The sequence below is a fragment of the Glutamicibacter bergerei genome, assembly GCF_054495185.1.
Genome location: NZ_CM137131.1, coordinates 172,079 through 190,529, shown reverse-complemented (window position 1 = coordinate 190,529; position 18,451 = coordinate 172,079). Strand labels below are relative to the sequence as shown.

15 protein-coding genes are annotated in these 18,451 nt (G+C 56.8%); 6 read left to right on the top strand and 9 right to left on the bottom strand.

Going from position 1 to position 18,451, the window contains the following annotated elements:
* The first annotated feature begins 77 nt into the window (after positions 1-77).
* Together ACX5K5_RS00865 and ACX5K5_RS00860 are read left to right on the top strand one after the other, a co-directional pair.
* Entirely contained in the window at positions 78-605 is a 528-nt protein-coding gene (locus ACX5K5_RS00865; RefSeq protein ID WP_188686308.1) for a hypothetical protein, read from the top strand.
* Positions 606-721: 116 nt separating this feature from the next.
* Positions 722-904, top strand: a complete 183-nt coding sequence (locus ACX5K5_RS00860) for a hypothetical protein (RefSeq protein WP_096256497.1) — start codon at positions 722-724, stop codon at positions 902-904.
* A gap of 31 nt (positions 905-935) precedes the next feature.
* Here the strand turns inward: ACX5K5_RS00860 and ACX5K5_RS00855 are convergent, their stop codons facing one another.
* From ACX5K5_RS00855 to ACX5K5_RS00820, 8 genes are all read right to left on the bottom strand, one after another.
* Positions 936-3,623 carry a helix-turn-helix transcriptional regulator gene (locus tag ACX5K5_RS00855; RefSeq protein WP_459174877.1) on the bottom strand — a complete coding sequence of 896 codons (2,688 nt, stop codon included), beginning with the start codon at positions 3,621-3,623 and terminating at the stop codon, positions 936-938.
* Between the two features lie 46 nt (positions 3,624-3,669).
* The gene (locus ACX5K5_RS00850; protein ID WP_346060188.1) at positions 3,670-5,031 is read right to left on the bottom strand and encodes an MFS transporter; all 1,362 of its coding nucleotides are present in this window, start codon (positions 5,029-5,031) and stop codon (positions 3,670-3,672) included.
* Positions 5,032-5,163: 132 nt separating this feature from the next.
* Positions 5,164-6,003: a 1,6-dihydroxycyclohexa-2,4-diene-1-carboxylate dehydrogenase gene (locus tag ACX5K5_RS00845; RefSeq protein WP_459174876.1), complete on the bottom strand. Its 840-nt coding sequence runs from the start codon at positions 6,001-6,003 to the stop codon at positions 5,164-5,166.
* Positions 6,000-7,547 (bottom strand): benzoate 1,2-dioxygenase electron transfer component BenC, encoded by a 1,548-nt coding sequence (gene benC, locus ACX5K5_RS00840; RefSeq protein ID WP_096256500.1) that lies wholly within the window; start codon positions 7,545-7,547, stop codon positions 6,000-6,002. The genes ACX5K5_RS00845 and benC overlap by 4 nt, the downstream gene beginning before the upstream one ends.
* Before the next feature lie 112 nt (positions 7,548-7,659).
* Positions 7,660-8,190: a benzoate 1,2-dioxygenase small subunit gene (benB, locus tag ACX5K5_RS00835; protein ID WP_096256501.1), complete on the bottom strand. Its 531-nt coding sequence runs from the start codon at positions 8,188-8,190 to the stop codon at positions 7,660-7,662.
* A gap of 19 nt (positions 8,191-8,209) precedes the next feature.
* The gene (gene benA / locus ACX5K5_RS00830; protein WP_459174875.1) at positions 8,210-9,568 is read right to left on the bottom strand and encodes a benzoate 1,2-dioxygenase large subunit; all 1,359 of its coding nucleotides are present in this window, start codon (positions 9,566-9,568) and stop codon (positions 8,210-8,212) included.
* 752 nt (positions 9,569-10,320) lie between these two features.
* Positions 10,321-11,709: a xylulokinase gene (xylB, locus tag ACX5K5_RS00825; RefSeq protein WP_443446883.1), complete on the bottom strand. Its 1,389-nt coding sequence runs from the start codon at positions 11,707-11,709 to the stop codon at positions 10,321-10,323.
* 2 nt (positions 11,710-11,711) lie between these two features.
* Positions 11,712-12,503, bottom strand: a complete 792-nt coding sequence (locus tag ACX5K5_RS00820; RefSeq protein ID WP_459175414.1) for a DeoR/GlpR family DNA-binding transcription regulator — start codon at positions 12,501-12,503, stop codon at positions 11,712-11,714.
* Between the two features lie 183 nt (positions 12,504-12,686).
* On the opposite strand from ACX5K5_RS00820, the gene ACX5K5_RS00815 reads away from it, so the two are divergent.
* The 4 genes from ACX5K5_RS00815 to ACX5K5_RS00800 all read left to right on the top strand — a co-directional run bounded on the left by ACX5K5_RS00815 (position 12,687) and on the right by ACX5K5_RS00800 (position 17,549).
* Positions 12,687-14,024, top strand: coding sequence for an MFS transporter (locus tag ACX5K5_RS00815; protein ID WP_188686326.1), 1,338 nt, complete (start codon positions 12,687-12,689; stop codon positions 14,022-14,024).
* Positions 14,025-14,074: 50 nt separating this feature from the next.
* On the top strand, positions 14,075-15,559 hold the full coding sequence (locus tag ACX5K5_RS00810; protein ID WP_188686329.1) for a mannitol dehydrogenase family protein: 1,485 nt from the start codon (positions 14,075-14,077) through the stop codon (positions 15,557-15,559).
* A gap of 134 nt (positions 15,560-15,693) precedes the next feature.
* Complete coding sequence (locus ACX5K5_RS00805) at positions 15,694-16,290, top strand: TetR/AcrR family transcriptional regulator (RefSeq protein WP_188686332.1); 597 nt, start codon at positions 15,694-15,696, stop codon at positions 16,288-16,290.
* 47 nt (positions 16,291-16,337) lie between these two features.
* Positions 16,338-17,549 (top strand): MFS transporter, encoded by a 1,212-nt coding sequence (locus ACX5K5_RS00800; protein WP_346060193.1) that lies wholly within the window; start codon positions 16,338-16,340, stop codon positions 17,547-17,549.
* A 62-nt stretch (positions 17,550-17,611) separates the two neighbouring features.
* On the opposite strand, the gene ACX5K5_RS00795 is transcribed toward ACX5K5_RS00800, so the two are convergent.
* Positions 17,612-18,391, bottom strand: coding sequence for a hypothetical protein (locus ACX5K5_RS00795; protein WP_188686337.1), 780 nt, complete (start codon positions 18,389-18,391; stop codon positions 17,612-17,614).
* Positions 18,392-18,451 lie beyond the last annotated feature (60 nt).

Sequence of the window (18,451 nt, the reverse complement as noted above, 5' to 3'; positions counted from 1 at the left end):
AGGCAGCAAAACACCTTGTGAGAAGTTCTTTACACAACCTTTGCCACCATCTAATTTCTAGTAAAGGCATCTACAACATGGCAGCAGATGGGTCATTTCAAAAGCGTTTGCAATCGCACAAGGCCACTCTCACCTCAGGTGCCGGGATACTTGGGCTTGCGCTCTGCGCGGGGCTTATCTCGGGCTGTACTGCCATTGACAACTATTCAGGCGACACCTGCGATGGAGAAAAACCTGTGGCCTCCCTCGAAGAAGCTGGCCGAGCATTGGTCACCGCCGTCTACGCCGGCGATCTCGACGGCGTATGTCGTGTCACTGCCGCGCCTGCCGACGGTCATCCGCCCAGCGATCAAATGGTCGCGGCAACAAAAGTCATCTTGCAGGAACAAGGGATCACCCCGGACGATCTGAAGATTACCGTGGGCGAACAACTCGGCAGTGGCATCTTGGTAATGCTCAGCGATGGGTCAGCTGATCCTGCACAATCCATAGAACTATTTGGCACGGCCGTGCGTGCCGAAGGGTTTACTATCGGCCTCCCACCGCAGGTATATCCCACGGAACCTTCCCATCCAGCTTCTCAATCGGCAAGCGTAACGGACTAGGTTTGGTGCCGTGAACGCAGCCGATGAATCGCGAATAATCTTCGAGAAAAACAACCAACGATAAGAAATAGCGGCTAGACTCAGGCAGACATCGTTGCCCCTTAGGAGGCCACATCATGTCAAAGGTCTATTACAGCGCCCCGCTCATCTTGCTGATTGCAGTCTTGATAATTTTCGCTTTCACCCAGTGGTTACCATTGCTCTTAGTGATCCCTGGCACAGCTGCGGCGATGCTCGTCGGCAGGCAACATTTCACGACCGGCCCGACGCAGAACTCCTTGAAAACAGACCGGGAATAGTCCACTTCTCGTGCGTTAGTAGTGCGCACTGTTACTCAGCGAACCCCTCACGGGTCAGTGCAGCAAGTTCGGTACGAGTTGAAACGGCCAGCTTCGCGTAGATTTTTGTCAGGTGGTACTGCACGGTTTTGGTGCTGATAAATAGTTCTTCGGCTACGCGGCGGTTGCTGGCGCCGTCACACACAAGTTTGGCAACGGTCTGTTCTTGCGCCGTGAGGGTGGACCAGTCGGTCACATTTCGGCGCGACATGCCGGTACCACTAGCTTGCAGCTCGCGGGTGCAACGCTCAATGTAGGCGGTCGCATCAAGATGCGTGAAAGTGGCCAACGCCCGAGTTAACGGGGCAACGCATTCGGCGCGTTTTCCGGCTCGGCGTAAGCACTGCCCATATGAGAGATCAATTCGCGCTCGATAATACGCGGCGCCGATGCCCTCCAAATGCCTTAAAGCCTCTTCAAAGATCTCCCGCGCACCATCAATATCTCCGCGAGCCGCTGACAGCCTTGCTTTCACACTCAGATACCGTGCGCTACTGCTGTGATGACCGGTTGCTAGGGAAACATCTAACAGCGGTCGGATAAACTCTTCGGCCTCAGCTAGCCTTTCGGCTCGAATCAAGGCACCCGCATAGGTGTCCTGCCATGTCCAGAAACCTGGCTCATCAATACCCTGGGTACGATCAAGTTTGAGTAATGGTTCCAAGGCCAAGAGGACGTCTTCATGATTTGCTTGCGCTCTGGCGACCTCCGCACGGGCAATTCGGTAAGGCAATTCCATCACCGGATAGCTACCAATTTTGGCCCATGATTTGGCTAGGTGGACCTCGACTAGTTCCCAATTTCCGCGCAACGCGTGGATCATTACCGCGGTGGCTTGGATCAGCGGTCGAAGTACCTGAATTTCAGAGCGTTCCTGAAGCGCCTGCGCCGCCCGCACGGTCTCTAGCGCTTGGTCCCAATCTCCCATTAAGAACTCCGCACGCGCTAACCACGCCTTAGCCCACAGGGCAATACGCAGTGACCCCTCGCTGAAATCGGTGGAGCTGGCAGCAGTCAGCTCATGACGAGCAAGTTCCACCCGGTCAGAGGCTAAGTACACCCACCCCAAAGACATTTCTGCGCGTTGGCGTTGAGCCCCGGTAGGCAGCTTTGCGAGCAAACCAAGAAGTACCTGTTCACCTTCGTCGCGGCGTCCCATCATTGCCAGCCCCAGGCCCTGAATAGCTGCGCTTTCAATAGCCAGTGGACTATCAACCTCCGCTAAATCCAGAGACTGCTCGGCCCAATCTAGAAGTTTTTGACCTTCCAATTGGCAGAGGGAATGTAATACCCGGCGCTGCGAGATGACAGCCATGGCATCACTAGCCTGAGCTTGAACAGCATTCTGCCAAGCGCTGGTGAGCCACCGATTAGCGGTATTCGCGCGCCCCTGCAAAATGGCGATATAGCCGGAGAGCACATCTCGTTCAGGACTGCTCGCTAAACTTGCAAGCTGGTGTGAAAAAGTTTGGGCTCGACGTAACTCACCGGCAGCAACGATGGCATCTACCGCTTTAAGTAGCAGGGAGTCACGTTCCTGCGGGTTGGGAGTTAAGTGGGTGGCGCGAAAAAAGGCAGTTGCCGCCGAAGACCATTCACCACGTTGCCCTTGGGCCACCGCATATGTGGCTAACGCACGGGAGAGACCAACGTCAGGCAAGAGGCTGGCATCAGCCCGGTGGCCGAGCATGGCACCGTGGCCTTCCACAATTTTCGCCGCGGCGGTGTGCAACCGAATCCGCGTACTCAAAGGAATCTGATGGTAGACCGCCATCCGAGTCAGCTGGCTTTCAAATCCTAGCCGCACCATGCCGCTGTGCCCGTGGGTTTGCACCAGCGAGACATCGACTAACTGTTGCAGCGGGCTTAATGGCTCGGTGACCTGCGCAAGTCTGACAATAAGATCGAGTCTGGCTTGTACGCCTAAAATCGTGGCCGCTTCCAGAATGGCACGGGCCTGTGGCTCAATTTCTTCGAGTAAGCGTTTGATATGTAACGACAGGGCCCGTGGTGCTGGTGGCCACCGATTCCATTGTTCCCAGCTTTGTTCCGGGTTCTCCTGCACTAAATCAAGGATCGTCTGAAGATTGCCTTGCGTGTACTCCACCAGCTGCTCGGCAGCCATCGCCGGCAGCTCAATACCCAAGCGGGTAAAAACAATCTCACCGATTTGTGCCGACGTTGGCAAGGCCAGTCGTATCCGCGTCAATTCACTGTCATCAAGAAATTCCCGGGCTTCGGGCGGCAACATGGCTAGGTCATTATCTCGAATTGCCAAGACGATGAGCACTCGTTCGGTGCGCAATCGCCGCCAGGCGTAGCGCACCGCCGCGAGGCTCTGAGCATCGACCCACTGCACGTTTTCAATCACCAATACCCGGGCGCGCTCTGGTTCCGCACGAAGGTAATGCAACAAGGCGGGGCCCAGATCCGCTGGTGCTCCAATACCGATAGGTTCCAGCAATGGCCCAAGTGCAGCCGCTGGTTCGTCCGCCTCCCAGCGAGAAGCGGTCACCATGCTGACGGTCGCCGCACGAGATCGAGTGTGCATCCGTCGGATGACGGTACTCTTACCGCTACCTTGTGGCCCTTGCAGCACGGCGAGGGCACTGCGTCCTTGCTCCGCGCCGCGCAAAAGGGTGGCGAGTGCGTCTTGAGCTTCCTGCTGGCTCAATTTCAAACCCACCACCCCCTTGTTAATATTTTTCACCGAATAGATGGTGCAACTACTTTTCCGTGCCAGTCACCACGAGCTCACGCGCAGGCTGCAGCGCGTTGGACCGAGACATGGGTACAAAGGTGGTGACCAATGTTCCAACGATAGCAACACCGGCAAAAACGTAGAACGCAGTTCCAGGGGTTGCTCCTGCGCTGAGCAGCATGCCCCCGGCCAGCGGGCCGAAAATACCGCCGAGGCGGCCGAACCCGGCGCACCACGCAACGCCGGCTCCACGAGCGGCACTGTGGTAATAATTCGAGACGAATCCATAGATCAGCACCTGAGTACCGATGGTTCCCACACCAGCCACCGCTACTAGTGCTAAGAGCAACAGCAGCGGCAACTTCAGTGTCATCAACACCATCGCGAGGGCAGCTAGGAAGAAGGTCACCGCGATGACCTGTTTGGGGCCGGTACGGTCTGCTGCGACCGAGGCAAGCAATCCGCCAAATACCGCTGCAAGGTTGAGTACCAAGAGGAATAACAACGAGTGGGATTTACCGTAACCGGCTTGCAACATAATTTCCGGCATCCAGGTGTTCAAACCGTAAGTGAGCAACAATCCTGCAAAACTCATCATGCCCAGCAGGGCTGTTGGCAAGGCGTAGCGTTTGGTAGCCAGGGCCGCGAAACCCACTGCTTCTGATTTAGAGCTCTCGGCTTTAGCATCGATTGGTAGCTCAAGAACAATTCCGGTGCGTGCCGACATTTCTTGTGCTTCGGCTACCCGACCACGTGACAACAGCCATTGAGGGGATTCCGGAAGCTTGAACCAGGCCAATGGCAGTAGGAAGAGCAACGGTAAAGCACCGATCATGAATAGCCCACGCCATCCGATGAGGTCGCTCAGTAGCATCGCCAGGAGCGAGGCGAGCACACCACCCATTGGCACGCCGGAATAAACGATGGCGTTGTAGTAGTTACGACGGTTTTTCGGTGCAAATTCAGCCACAATGGCACCAGCGGTGGCCACCAATGCACCCACTCCCATGCCCGTGAGGAAGCGCAAGATCCCGAACCAGAACGAGTCTGGAGCAAAAGCGGTGAGCGCCATGCCAATGGAGAACCAAATGATGCCGGTGAGCATCACCTTGCGGCGGCCTAGATAATCACCGATGGCACCCGTAGTCAGCGCACCAACCATCACGCCTAGCAAGGCGTAGCTTCCCAGAAGTCCTGCGGCAGCGGCATCAAGCTGTCCCAGCTGGCTGGGATCTGCGAGCAGGGTGGAAACGATAGTTCCGAAAACTACCAGGTCATAACCGTCAAAGATCAGTGCGATGGCGGCGATAGTGACCACCCAACGTACCGTGTTCACTTGCTTGGAACTGTTTATTGTAGGGCTGGTCATCACGTGATTTCCGTTCATTTGCGGTATCTGGGGGCACCTCGTTGTGCCCCAGAAAATACGTGCCCGGCGGGTACAGCTACTGCACCGGGATCAAGATGATTAACGAAACGGCCCGTCGCAACGGGCCGCTTCATTCGATAATCAGTCGAACTATCCGAGGTCTCCGCCGGCCACCGCGAGGGTTGCGCCGGTAATATAAGAGGCTTCATCTGAGGCTAGGAACACGATCGGAGCGGACTGCTCGTCCAGGGTTCCATACCGTTTGAGCAAAGTTGAGTCCACGGTCTGGTCAACAATTGCCTGGTACCAGGCCTGCTCCTGCTCGCCTTGTGGGGCGGGGCCGCGCTTGACCTGACGTTCTGGCGCTTCGGTACCACCTGGGGCGGTAGCCACCACACGAATTCCGTGCGGTGCTCCTTCCATGGCCAACGCCGAGGTAATTGCTTTCACCCCACCCTTCGCTGCCGCGTAGGGCACCCGGTTCATGCCACGAGTGGCCACCGAGGAGACGTTAACAATGGTGCCGCCACCGGCGGTAATCATCATTTCGAAGGCTGCACGGCACATCCACAGGGTGGGGAACAGCGAACGCTGGATCTCCTTTTGAATTTCCTGTGGTGTGTAATGCTCATATGGCTTGGCCCAGATGGTTCCGCCCACGTTATTGATCAGCACATCAATCCGGCCGAATTCATCTTTGGCGGCGGCAACCGCCGCCAAGGCGCCCTCGTAAGTTTCCAGATCCGCGGTAACACTCAACGCATGCGCCGAGTGAGCTCGCAAACCCTCTGCCACTTCATGGATCAATGGGGCTCGGTCAACCAGCACCAGGTCTCCGCCCTCGGCAGCAATACGCCGAGCTACTGACCAGCCGATTCCCTGTGCGGCACCGGTGACCATCACTACCTTGCCGGCAAAACGTCCGGCATGGAATGACTCGGGCAAGCCTGCAGCTTTGGTCAGATTGCTCGTGGTGTCGGCGCCGTTCACTTGTTCAGTTCCTTGGATGCGGCAGCCATGGTGGCCTTGGCATGCTCGTTGTGCGCGATGATCGCGGTACGTGCCGCGGTGATGTCCTGCTGTTCAAAAGCTGCCACGATGTCCAGATGGTCTTTATCCACCGCTCCATCGATCCAATGTTCTTGTCGCAAGACCTTGGCCATAATTGCCGGTACTTCGAGTCGGGTATAAGCCTGCAGCAGGTGTTCGTTGCCCACACAGGTGAACAAGAACTCGTGGAATGCGTCGTTGGTGACGGTAAATTCGTCGGCATTGACGAACTTTTCTCCATCGAGTGTCTTTCCTGCGATTTCTGCCAGGATCTTAAACTCTCCCAGCTGCTGCTCGGTCAACCTGCCCATGGTCAGTTCCACAATCGCCAGTTCCAGCGCCATCCGAGCATCAAACTGCGCCTGGAAAGTTGCGTGTTCCTCACCGATTTCATATTCGGTGACTGCCCTCGCAACCACTGCCTCGGCTTGCTCCACAGGGGCTGCAACCTCGGTAGCCGGCGCCGCATCTGGCAGTACCGCGAGCGCGAATTTCTCGAAGTAGAAGTTCTGTGGCTTGATGCCTTCGCCTTCGAGGTGGCGGCGGACGCCTTCGACCATTGGAGGTGGACCGCAGAGGTAGATATCCACGTCGCCCTCGGCCAGATGCTGTGGTTCGAAGTGGTTGGTGACGTAACCCTTCTTTGCCGCGGCACTATTTGGGTCGCCCACCACGGTGTCAAAGCTGAAGCCTTCGATACGCGCGGTGTAGTTTTCAAGCACGTCCAGCTCAACCAGGTCGGTGTCGGTGTTCACGCCATAGATCAGGTGGACCGGGTGTGCGTTGTCCATGCCGACAAGCTTTTCCAAGATGGACAGCAGTGGGGCCAGACCGGTGCCGCCGGCAAGCAGCAGCGACTGGCGCTTTGGTTCGCGCAAGAAGAAGCTGCCCATTGGGCCGGTGAAGTTTAGTCGGTCCCCGACCTGTGCCACGTCACGCATGTAGGTGGACATTAGTCCCCCATCGGTGATGCGGATCAGGAAGGACACCGTGCTCACCTCGGGGCCCGAGCTGAAGGAGTAGGAGCGCGTCTGTCCCTCGGAGCCGGGAACTTCGATGTTCACGTACTGGCCGGGCAGGAAGTTCAGCTCTTCGCGGTTGTCCACTTCGAGGCTGAAGGCGTAGGTCGTTTCGGAAATGCGGCGGATCTCGGTCAGCGTTGACTCGTAGACGCTCGCCGCGGTTTTAGCCACATCCGAGGTGGTGGGGATCTGCAGGACCAGGTCCGATTCCGGAACCATCTGGCAGGGAAGGCAGAAGCCGGCCTCGGCTTCGTCATCGGTCAGCGCCTCTTCGATGTAATCGCCACCGTCAAACTTGCCCGATTCACAGAACGACTTGCAGGTGCCGCAGGCGCCGTCACGGCAGTCCAGCGGGATGTTGATCCTTGCCTTGTAGGAGGCGTCGGCGACGGTTTCGCGGGGGCCAACTTTGATGAAGCGGGTGATCCCGTCCTCGAAGGCTAGGGCGACCTGATAAGTCATAATGGGGCTCTTTTCAAAATGATGCTGACAGCGCAGCAGGAAGTTCTTGGCCGTGATGCGCCGAGCTAAAGGCTCGACGCATCACGGGCTGACCGGGGTGTTCTCGGCCGAATTAGATGTGGTAGATATCCACTACGTGGTGGATATAGTCGTTCTTCAGCACTACCTTCTTTGCGGTGATCACAGGCTGAGTGCCGGAGTAATCAATCGTGTAGAACGAGGTTCCAAAGTAGGTGTCCACGTTCTGGTAGCGGTAGTACAGGGTGAACCAGTTGAAGCGCACCTCAACCTTGTCCCCGTCAACTGAAACGATCTCAATGTTGTTGATGTTGTGTCCGGTGCGTGGTTCAGGCAACGAGGTGGCCGAGGAACGGTCGGTCTTGATACGGAAAACACGGTCTTCCAGACCGCCACGGTTTGCGTAGTAGATCAACGAGATCTCGCGCTGCGGGTCTTCGGTGAGCTTGTCGTCATCGGCCCATGCTGGCATCCAGAAGGTGGCTTCCGGGTGGTAGCAATCAATCCAGCGATCGAAGTCACGGTCATCGAGGAAGCGGGCTTCCTGGTAGAGGAACTGTGCGACATCGGCGGTGGTGATGGTGCCGTTGGACGTCGCTGCCTCGGTTAATGCAATGGTGCTCATGTGAATTTTCCCTTCGGCCTTAGTTCTGTGCTTCGCGTTCGGCTGCCAGCGCGTTGCGCATAGCCGAAAGCCAGTAGCCGTGCTGGATGGGGTACAGTCCCTCGTCTTCGGTGCGTGCACCGGAGGCGATTGGTTCCAGGCCAATGGCTTTGGCACGTTCGTCGGCACCGGTGATCTGGTGTGCCGCGCCTCGGCTCATGTCATTCCACTTCGCCGCGGTAGCCATGTAGGTCTTCTGGCAGGAGCGGAACTCCTCCAGGTCATCCGGGGTAGCCATACCCGAGGCGTTGAAGAAGTCCTCATACTGGCGGATGCGGTTGGCACGGGCAGAGTCTGATTCGCCCTTGGGAGCGATGCAATAGATGGTGACCTCGGTCTTATCTACGGCGACCGGGCGGAACACGCGGATCTGCGAAGAGAATTGGTCCATCAGGTACACGTTCGGGTACAGGCACAGGTTGCGCGAGACACCGATCATCCAGTCGGCCTTAGCTTCGCCGTACTTGGCAACCAGCGCGTCGCGCTGTTCGGCCAAGGGACGGTTTGCGGCGTCCAGCCATTCGGTCCAGAGTAGCAGGTGGCCGTTGTCGAAGGAGTAGAAGCCGCCTTCCTGCTTGTCCCAGCCGCCGGCATCCATGGTCTTGGTGTCGTTGCTCGACTCACCGGAGGCACGGCGTGCCTGAGTGGCCGCGTAGTTCCAGTGGGTTGCCGACACGTGGTAACCATCGGCGCCGTTCTCGGCCTGTAGCTTCCAGTTACCGTCATAGGTGTAGGTCGAGGAGCCACGCAGGACTTCTAGGCCTTCTTCGGACTGGTCAACGATCATGTCGATGATCTTTGCCGCTTCGCCCAGGTGCTCTTCCAGCGATGGAACGTCGGGGTTCAGCGAGCCGAAGAGGAAGCCGCGGTAGTTCTCGAAGCGGGCAACCTTGGTCAGGTCGTGCGAACCATCTTGCTTGAACTGCTCCGGGTAACCGGCTCCGCGGGAATCCTTAACCTTGAGCAGCTTGCCCGAGTTGTTGAAGGTCCATCCGTGGAATGGGCAGGTGAAGGTGGTGCGGTTATCGGTCTTGCGACGGCACAGCATTGCGCCGCGGTGGCTACAAGCGTTGATGATGGCGTTGAGCTCATCCTGCTTGTTGCGCGAGATGATGATCGGCTGACGGCCGATGTTGGTGGTGAAGTAGTCACCAATGTTGGGGATCTGCGATTCGTGGGCCAGGTAAACCCAGTTGCCCTCCCAGATGTGCTTCATTTCCAGCTCGAAAACTTCTTCGTCGGTGAAAATGTTTCGGTTGGTGCGGTATTCGCCGGTTTCGGGGCTGTCAACAAGCGCGTTGTCGAGCACCTCGGATACGGCGTTTAGAGTCTCAGTCATGATGTGGTTTGCTCCATCCTTCATATGGGGCCCGACAGGGCGCAACCGCTGCTTGGCGGCCATTGATGGATTCAACCTTGACAGGTTGTGCGCGCCATCACACTAGGCATCTGCCTAGCCTTGGCCTAGGCATTTTTACTAGAAGTTTGCGCATATCAAACACAATTTTTAAAGTATTTGTTGTTTGCTTGGCACCTGCGTACCTTAGACGGACGAAGTGCCGATCAAGGGACGGGCACGCCCTGATTCCCCACGTATCAAAGGTCAATAACCGCGCTCCCCACTGACTCGAACGCGAGACTTTCCGCTCAGAAATTTGTGCTGGATTTACCGCCGGCAAGTTGGCAGGCGGCCTAGCACGCCGGGTCCGCTGCGCGGCTCTTAGTCCGCGCCCGGTACCGCACTGTTGTCGACGGCGCTTGATATTTGCAGTGGTGCTGAACCTTTCACTCTGCGCCATCCTAGGCATTGCGTTGCCATTGCTGGTCGCCGGCCTCTTCGAAGTCCTACGTGACGTTATATTGAAGGAATCCGTCGCAACTTTTCGTTTTTCATTGGCCTAATTCAGCCAACTATTCATACAACTTTTTACTTCGGCAACGGCCAAGCCGTTCATCTCGGTTGCCGATGGAGGCCCATGCTGGCACCGCGGGGATTCTCCTCCCCCAGCCCTAGGGTATTCTCGGCGGCCCTGCACTACTTAGTCCCGCGTTAACCGCTCCCTGCTGGCGGTACCGACCGCCGCGAGCTGATTAGTTCCAGCCGGCGGTGGCATCCCGTGTATGCACATAACGTTCATAGATTTCCGGGCGCGCTTCGCCTTCATATCTAGTGGAATCCGCAACGTTCCACGTCGGTGGCTCGCTGGCGCCGCTTAGCGCCCACGCGGCTTGCCTCGCAGCACCCAAGGCGACATATTCGGCAGTTTGTGGCACGTCTACCGCCACACCAAAGATCTGCGGCGCAATGCGGCGTACCGCCTCGGACTGCGCGCCACCGCCGATCAGCAAGATACGGCGCGTTTCAACTCCCGTCGCATCTTCCAACGCAGCCACTGCATCCCTCATGGAGCACAAGAGGCCTTCTACATAGGCTCGAGCGATCTGCTCGCGCGTTGTACTGGTGCGTAAACCATGCATCATTCCAGTGGCATCGGGCCGGTTGGGAGTGCGTTCCCCGCCAAAGTAGGGAAGCAGGACCGCGCCGCCGGAACCAGGTTCAGCAGCTAGCGCCAGGTCGGAGAATTCTTTCTGACTCACGCCTAGCATCCGTGCCCCAAAGTCAAGAACCGGTGCACCATTTAGCGTGCAAGCCAGTGGCAGGTACCTGTCGGTGGCATCAACAAATCCGCTGACCAAGCCACTCCCATCATGTACGCTGCGATCCACCACCGCAGAGGCTACCCCAGAGGTACCCATGGACACGCAGACGTCTCCGGGTTGCAGATCCAAGCCCAGAGCGGCAGCCATATTATCTCCGGTACCGGCAGCGATCTTAAGACCGGTGGAACTGCGTCCAACCATCTCGTTTGCTTCGGCCAAGCGCGGAAGAGCCACCTGCTTGCCGAGCGCCTTCGCGGCCACTTCGGGCAGGAACCGACGTTGCGCTGTCGAATAGTATCCGGTGCCCGAAGCGTCCCCGTGGTCGGTAGTCATTTCTTTGCGCCCGCCCAGATACCAGGTCAGGTAGTCGTGGGGCAAAAGGACTGCCGCCGTGCGTTCGGCATTCTCCGGCTCATTTTCACGAAGCCAACGCAGTTTCGAGGCGGTCAGCGACGCAACCATCACGCTACCGATTTGTTGCGCACAATCGTGCGCACCGCCTAACTCTGCAATTAGCTCTTCGGCCTGCTTTGCGGAGGAAATGTCATTCCACAGCATGGCGTCGCGGACGGGGATGCCCTGTGCATCGAGAGCCACCATTCCATGCTGCTGACCAGCCACCGATACCGCAGAGGCCCGCTCGAGAAGCCCCGCGACGCTTAGCTCCAATGCCTCAATCCACTGTTTTGGATCAACTTGAGTCCCGCCTGGATGCCCGGCGCGACCAGAAGCTACCACCTGCCCGGTCTCAGCGTCGACTAGCAGGGCTTTGCACGATTGAGTCGACGAGTCGATCCCTAAGACATAAGTCGGTGACATGGCTAGTCCTTCGGTGAGGTATCGGCGAGGTGAACGTTTAGCTGCAACGACTCTAGGTTCGCTAATAGCTCTGGGGCCAGTTGTTTGTCGATGACGATGTCATCGAATTCTTCCAAACCCATCACATGATAGAGCCCGGATCCCTCAAACTTACTGGAGTCAATGATCAGAATTTTTCGTCCCCCGGTTTTCAGCAGCGCCTGCTTAGTGAGCGCTGCCTCGGCGTCCGGGTGTAATAGGGACTGATTTTTGATCGCCGTGGTGGAGACAAAAACCGCATCCGCGGTTAGCCGCTGAGCCTGCTCGACGACCACGGATCCGAGGAAGGAGTCCGTTTCGGCATAGTATTGGCCACCCAGCCCCACCAGCGCGATGCCCGGATGCGTAGCCACGGAATTCATCAATGCCAACGAGTGAGTAATTACGGTCGAGGGCCGACGGCTTTCTAGGTGTGGGCCTAGTTCCCCAACGGTGGTGGAATCATCAAGCGCAATCACCGAGCCGGGTTCGATAAGTTGGGCTGCGGTGTTGGCTAGTTGCTTTTTGATGTGTGCGTTCAGGTGTCGACGTAGTCTTACATCGCGTTCGGCCAAGCGCGCGGTGATCGCCCGAGCGCCGCCACGGATGCGTTCCAGACGCCCTTCGCTAGCTAGCACGTCAAGGTCGCGATGGATGGTCATGGAACTGACACCAAAGACATCAGCCAGATCTTCGACGCGCGCAGTGTGCGAGTGGTTCACATAGCGGGTTAATTCATCCCGCCGGCTCTCCGGAGGTAGCCCATTGATTCTCATCGACACGACAATCTCCTCACTCAGCTCATCATTTCTCACATATTCGATGATAGATGCTGCGCCCACACTCTCAAAACATCACAATCCAGCAATAAATTTAACAAAAAAGATGTTGAGTTTGTTTATTTGGTGTTAGATTAGTTTCGTCACGAGCGACAGTTATGTCCCACGCAAAGGAGCGCCATGATCTCGGAACCTTCAAACCTCGATTCACCCCCGGCTGCTGGGGGTCGCTCAGGGCTGCTCGAGCGCATGGGCCTGCCTCGACCGCTACTTTGGGGTTTCATTGGACTGACCCTCTTCATGATCGGCGACGGGGTAGAAACAAACATCCTCACCCCGTATTTGACTGGCGAACACGGCTTCTCCATTCCTCTCGCCGGCACCCTCATCACCGTTTACGGCGTCGCAGTGGCAATCGCAGCTTTCCTTTCGGCATCGCTCTCAGATCTGTGGGGGCCACGCAAGGTGATGTTGATTGGCGCATCCATCTGGGTCGTCTTCGAACTTTTTTTCCTGCTTGTCGCACTGAACTCTTCAAATGTCGTGTTGGTCTTCATTGCCTACGGCCTACGCGGCTTCGGCTATCCGTTCTTCGCGTACGGATTCCTCGTATGGATCTCCGCCACTGCAAATGCTAAGCGTTTAGCGGTGGCCATTGGTTGGTTCTATGTGGCATTCAGTGCCGGACTGCCAACCTTGGGCGCGTTGACGGCCACCGCTTCACTGGAAATTTTCGGGTTGAACTACTACCAGACGCTGTGGATCTCCTTGGCCTTGGTCATACTTGGCGCAGCTGTGGCGTTACTTGGGGTCAAGGAAAAAACCGGTCGCGCGCCACTAGTGAACAATCCAGAGCAGGTCTGGAAGACCATGAGCTTTGGACTTCGCTTGCTAACAAGCAACCGCAAGGCATTGATGGTGATGCTCACTCGGACCATCAACTCTGTACCGACTTACGGTATGGCGGTATTCTTCCCCGCCTTATTTGTGGATCGTTTCAACTGGAGCGTGGGGCAGTTCCTGATTCTCACCACGGTAATTTACGCGGTGAACATCCCGTTCAACCTCTTCTTCGGAGCGTTGGGCGACAAGCTTGGATGGTCCAAGACCGTGGTCTGGTTTGGAGCGATTCTCTGCGCTATCTCCATGGCGGGCCTCTACCTGGTCCCGGCCTGGGCTATTGATCACGGCCTAAGTTATGCCTACCCACTAACGCTGCTCATCGGTGCGGTTTTCGGAATTGGCCTCGCCGGCTTTGTTCCCCTGTCGGCCATCGCAGTGTCATTGGCACCGGAGCACCCAGGAGCGGCCATGGCCTCCTACAATTTGGGCATTGGCGCCGCGGTCTTCGCCGGCCCACTGCTGGTCGCTCTGCTCTACACAACCTTGGGCGCGGCCGGAATGGTGTATCTCTTCGCCGCGCTTTATCTGGTTGCCGCATTGATGTCGCACTCACTGCGTGGAACCCAACCCGGATTTAATGGCGTCTCAGCCCCTGCCACCGAGCACGTCGGCTAAGCAGAAAGCCACCCAAAAATTTCTCATTTTACTAAGGAGACCAGGAGCTCATGAAACTTTCGAACGCAACATTGGCCCAGATCCCGTCCGAGGTAGCAGTACCAGCCTATGACCGAAGCAAGGTCACCGCCGGAATCGTTCACTTCGGCGTGGGCGGATTCCACCGCGCCCATCAAGCCATGTATTTGGACCGTCTCATGAATCAGGGTCAAGCCTTGGAATGGGGAATCTGTGGCATGGGCATTATGCCTTCCGACGCCCGCATGCGCGATACGTTGCGTGACAGCGACGGAATGTACACACTGGTCGTGAAGAACCCGGATGGTAGCCGAGAGGTGCGGGTCATTGGATCAATCATCGATTACGTGTATGCGCCAGATGATTCGCATGCCGCGGTGGAGAAACTTGCTGATCCCGCCATTCGAATTGTCTCGCTGACCGTCACCGAAGGCGGTTACAACGTCAATCCGGTCACCGGAGAATTTGACCTAGGAAACCCGGGAATCGTCGCGGATCTGAACGACCCCGCGCAACCAAAAACTACTTTTGGGCTGATCAGCGCCGGGCTGAAGCTCCGTCGCGAACGCGGGCTCGACCCCTTCACCATCATGAGCTGCGACAACATTCAGGGCAACGGCGAGGTGGCGCAAAAGATGTTTGGCGCTTTCGCAACTGCGTTGGACGAAGAATTCGGCACGTGGGTGCAAGCCAACGTTCCGTTCCCCAACTCGATGGTTGACCGCATCACCCCCGTCACCACCGAAGCCGATCGCCAAGACGTTACCGATAGTTATGGCATCGAAGACGCATGGCCCGTGGTCTGCGAAGACTTTGTGCAGTGGGTTCTGGAAGACAAATTCGTCTCCGGCCGTCCAGAATTCGAACAGGTCGGCGTCCAAATAGTTGCCGATGTAGTGCCCTATGAGCTGATGAAGCTGCGTCTGCTCAACGCTACTCATCAGGGGCTATGCTACTTTGGCCATCTGGCCGGCTACAGTGCAGTCCATGATGTGGCACGCAATGAACTATTCGCGCAGTTCCTCCTTCGCTATATGCGGACCGAGGCGGAACCAACCTTAGAAGCTCTTCCCGGAGTGGATCTGGCAGCCTATCAGGACAAACTGATCGAACGGTACAGCAACGAGTACGTTGCGGACACGATTGCACGTCTCTGCGCAGATTCGTCAGACCGCATTCCGAAGTGGCTGATGCCGGTGGTCCGCGAAAACCTTGCCGCAGATCGTGATGTGAGCCTTTCTGCCGCCATCGTAGCCAGCTGGGCTCGTTATGCCGAAGGCACCGACGAGGTCGGAGAGCCTATCCAGATCGTTGATCGTCTGGCCTCCGAGGTACGCACCGCCGCGGCGAAACATGCCGAAGATCCTTTGGCGTTCCTGCGTCAGCAGGATCTGTTTGGCGATGTCGTCAACGACGAGAGATTCACCAAACCCTACCTAGAGGCTTTGGAGTCCTTACATATCAACGGTGCAATCGCCACATTGGAACTCATCATGTCGCAGGCCTCAACTCGGTAACTTTTATTGCCGATGCCTAACGGCCGGGCGTTCCCCTGTTGCAGGGGGAACGCCCGGCCGTTTTGATATCCGGAGTCACGGCTTTCGGATGATTATTGCTAAACTAAAGTGACACTTTAGTTTTGAGGATTACCGTGAATCAGGAAATTTGGCCGGTCAGCACCCGCCCACGCAGTGTGGCAACCCATCAAAAAGTCCTGAAGGCTACAGCTGAACTACTACGCGAGGTCGGATTCCGAGGAATTTCAGTTGAACGCATCTCTGAATATTCGGGGGTCAGCTCGGCGACGTTATATAAGCATTGGCCCACCAAAAATGCGATAGTTGCCGAAGCTTTTGGACTTGTCACAAGTGAGTCGCTGCAATTCCCCACAACTGGTGACCCACTGACAAATCTCGTCAATTCCACGGTCGCATCACTCACTTTTCGCAGTGTGCAGAGCGGCCGAGTATTTTTCCAGCTTTTAGCCGCTTGTTCCTTGGAACCACAAAGCGCAGCGTACATCGATCAGTTCTATTTGGCACCCCGGCGAGAAGCCCTCAAACCACTTTTCGCTCGCGCCCTAGCCTCGGGTCAGCTGGCGCCGGGGCTGAATATAGAGATGGCCATCGACGTGGTTTATGGAGCTGCGGTCTTTCGACTGATGCGCGATGCCGACAATGTAGCTGTCGCAGACATCGAAGAAACTGTGCGTTGGTCCGTCCGCGGCCTCTTGGCTGAACAACCCTAGGCATTTGCCTCCCAGTCCCCCATCACTTCAACATAGAACGAGATCTCGTGGCACACGCCAATAACTTCGTCACCGATAAATTCGGCTTCACCACCGCACTGATCGGCCTTTGCCTCATCGCGGCACACTCCGGCACTCCCTCGCCACTCTTTCCGCTCTACTCCGAGCAATGGGGATTATCCCCGCTAGAAGTCAGTAGCGTTTTCGCCGTATACATCCTCGGCCTGCTGGTCACCTTACTGACCTGTGGCGCACTGTCGGATCATATTGGTCGGCGCCCCGTAGCTTTTTGCGCATTGCTGATCGCTGCCGCATCGATGCTGGTCATGGCGTTCGCCGATTCGCTTAACGCCCTCTTGATTGCTCGAGTTCTGCAAGGTATCGCCTCGGGTCTTGGATTTGGCACCTTGGGTGCCGCGCTTTTGGATTACTCTCCCGCATCACGCCACGGCACAGTCGCAATGCTCAACGGCGCGGTGCCACCGGCGGCTATTGGGTTCGGCGCATTACTTAGTGGAATTCTTGTCCAGTTCGCACCACACCCATTTCAGGTTCCTTACCTAGTGGTGGCCTCGCTTCTGATCCTTGCCCTCATCCCTGCGTGCTTACTTAAGGAACGCCACCCTCGCCGTCCAGGCGTACTTCGTTCGTTGGTCCCCTCGGTGCTGATCCCCAAAGAAGTACGCCGCGAATTCTTCGTTGCTGTGGGCGCACTGCTTGCCAGTTGGGCACTGGTCGGAATGAATTTGGGGCTCGGCGCGAGCATCAGCAAAACCTTGCTGAATATTCAGTCGCCCACACTTGGCGCTTTAGCCATAATGGCGGTGACCGGTACCAGTTCAATACTCGGTGTACTCACCTTCCGGTTCAATGCACTCAAGGTCATGGTCCTTGGCTGTGCGGCCTTGATCGTAGGTTCTGCTTGCCTCGTGCTCGCGGTTTATACGGAAGGTGTCGCTGTATATTTCATCGCAAGCATTATTGGTGGCATCGGCTTGGGTGGTGCCTTCCAGGGTGGCTTACGCACCATTGTGGAGCGCGTTCCAGCACTACAACGCGGAGGTACGCTTTCTTCGGTATATCTGGTTAGCTATCTAGCATTTGGGCTACCAACGCTCATCGCCGGGCTGCTGATCCCGAGCTTCGGATTGAAGAATGTCACTTACGGTTATGCCGGTTTTGTCATGCTCTTATCTCTGATTGCCTTGGCGTTAATCGCAGGGACTTCGAGGCAGAACCGTCGCACTTCAAAGGGCTAGTAGCGCAAAAACAAGCGTAAGTGTTTCATGTGAAACACTTACGCTTGTTTTTCAGCGTAAAACTATTTGCGCTTTCGCTTCTTCTCCACGATCTCGGTATCGAGACTATCTGGGTCATCTAACTCCAGTTGTCCCGCTGAGATGGTATCGATTCCTTCGAAGGCCACCGCTGCGTTTTCAATGACCTTCTTGGCAAGATAACGGTTGCCTGCTCCGCCGATTACCGCTCCGATGCCAAAGGGAACCAGACGTCCGAGCATACTCGCGCCCTGGGTACCGACCATCTTGCGGATGAATTTTTTCTGCAGGCTCTTCTGCGCCGTCGCCACCAGACTAGCGGGTTTATGAGATCCAAAAGATCGCGCCCAGCCCTGCACCGGTCCAGAGCCTCGTCCCGCCGCTTGACTTGTCAATGCGGAGATCATCGAGCTGCCTTCTTCACCCATCAGTACGCCCATGACCAGCAAACGAGACCTGTCGGGGTCATCAATGGCGATACCGTGCAGCTCTGCCAAAGACTGCGCATAGAGCGCAGAGGCTTCTAAGAACCCAAGGGTGGCAGCCAAAGAAAGCCCAAGCGCCACCGCGGTACCAACCGCTGGTACGGCAGCTGTACCGCCGACGGCAGCACCTGAACCTGTAACCACTACTAGATAGTCGCGCTCAACGGTCTTTGCCAGCTCCGCGGCTGAGGCCTGCGGATTTTTGGCGCGTAGCCGCTTGAGGTATGCCAGCACCAAGGGTCTTTGCACACCAACGCCCCGCATGATGGCGTCTTGAACGGCCGAGCGCGGTTTGCCGCTCGAATCAATAAATGTCATCGAAATGGGATCTTTGCTCATGATGTACCCAGACTAATGGCTCGAGCCTGATAGTTCCCGAGAAAATGCCGGATTTTCACC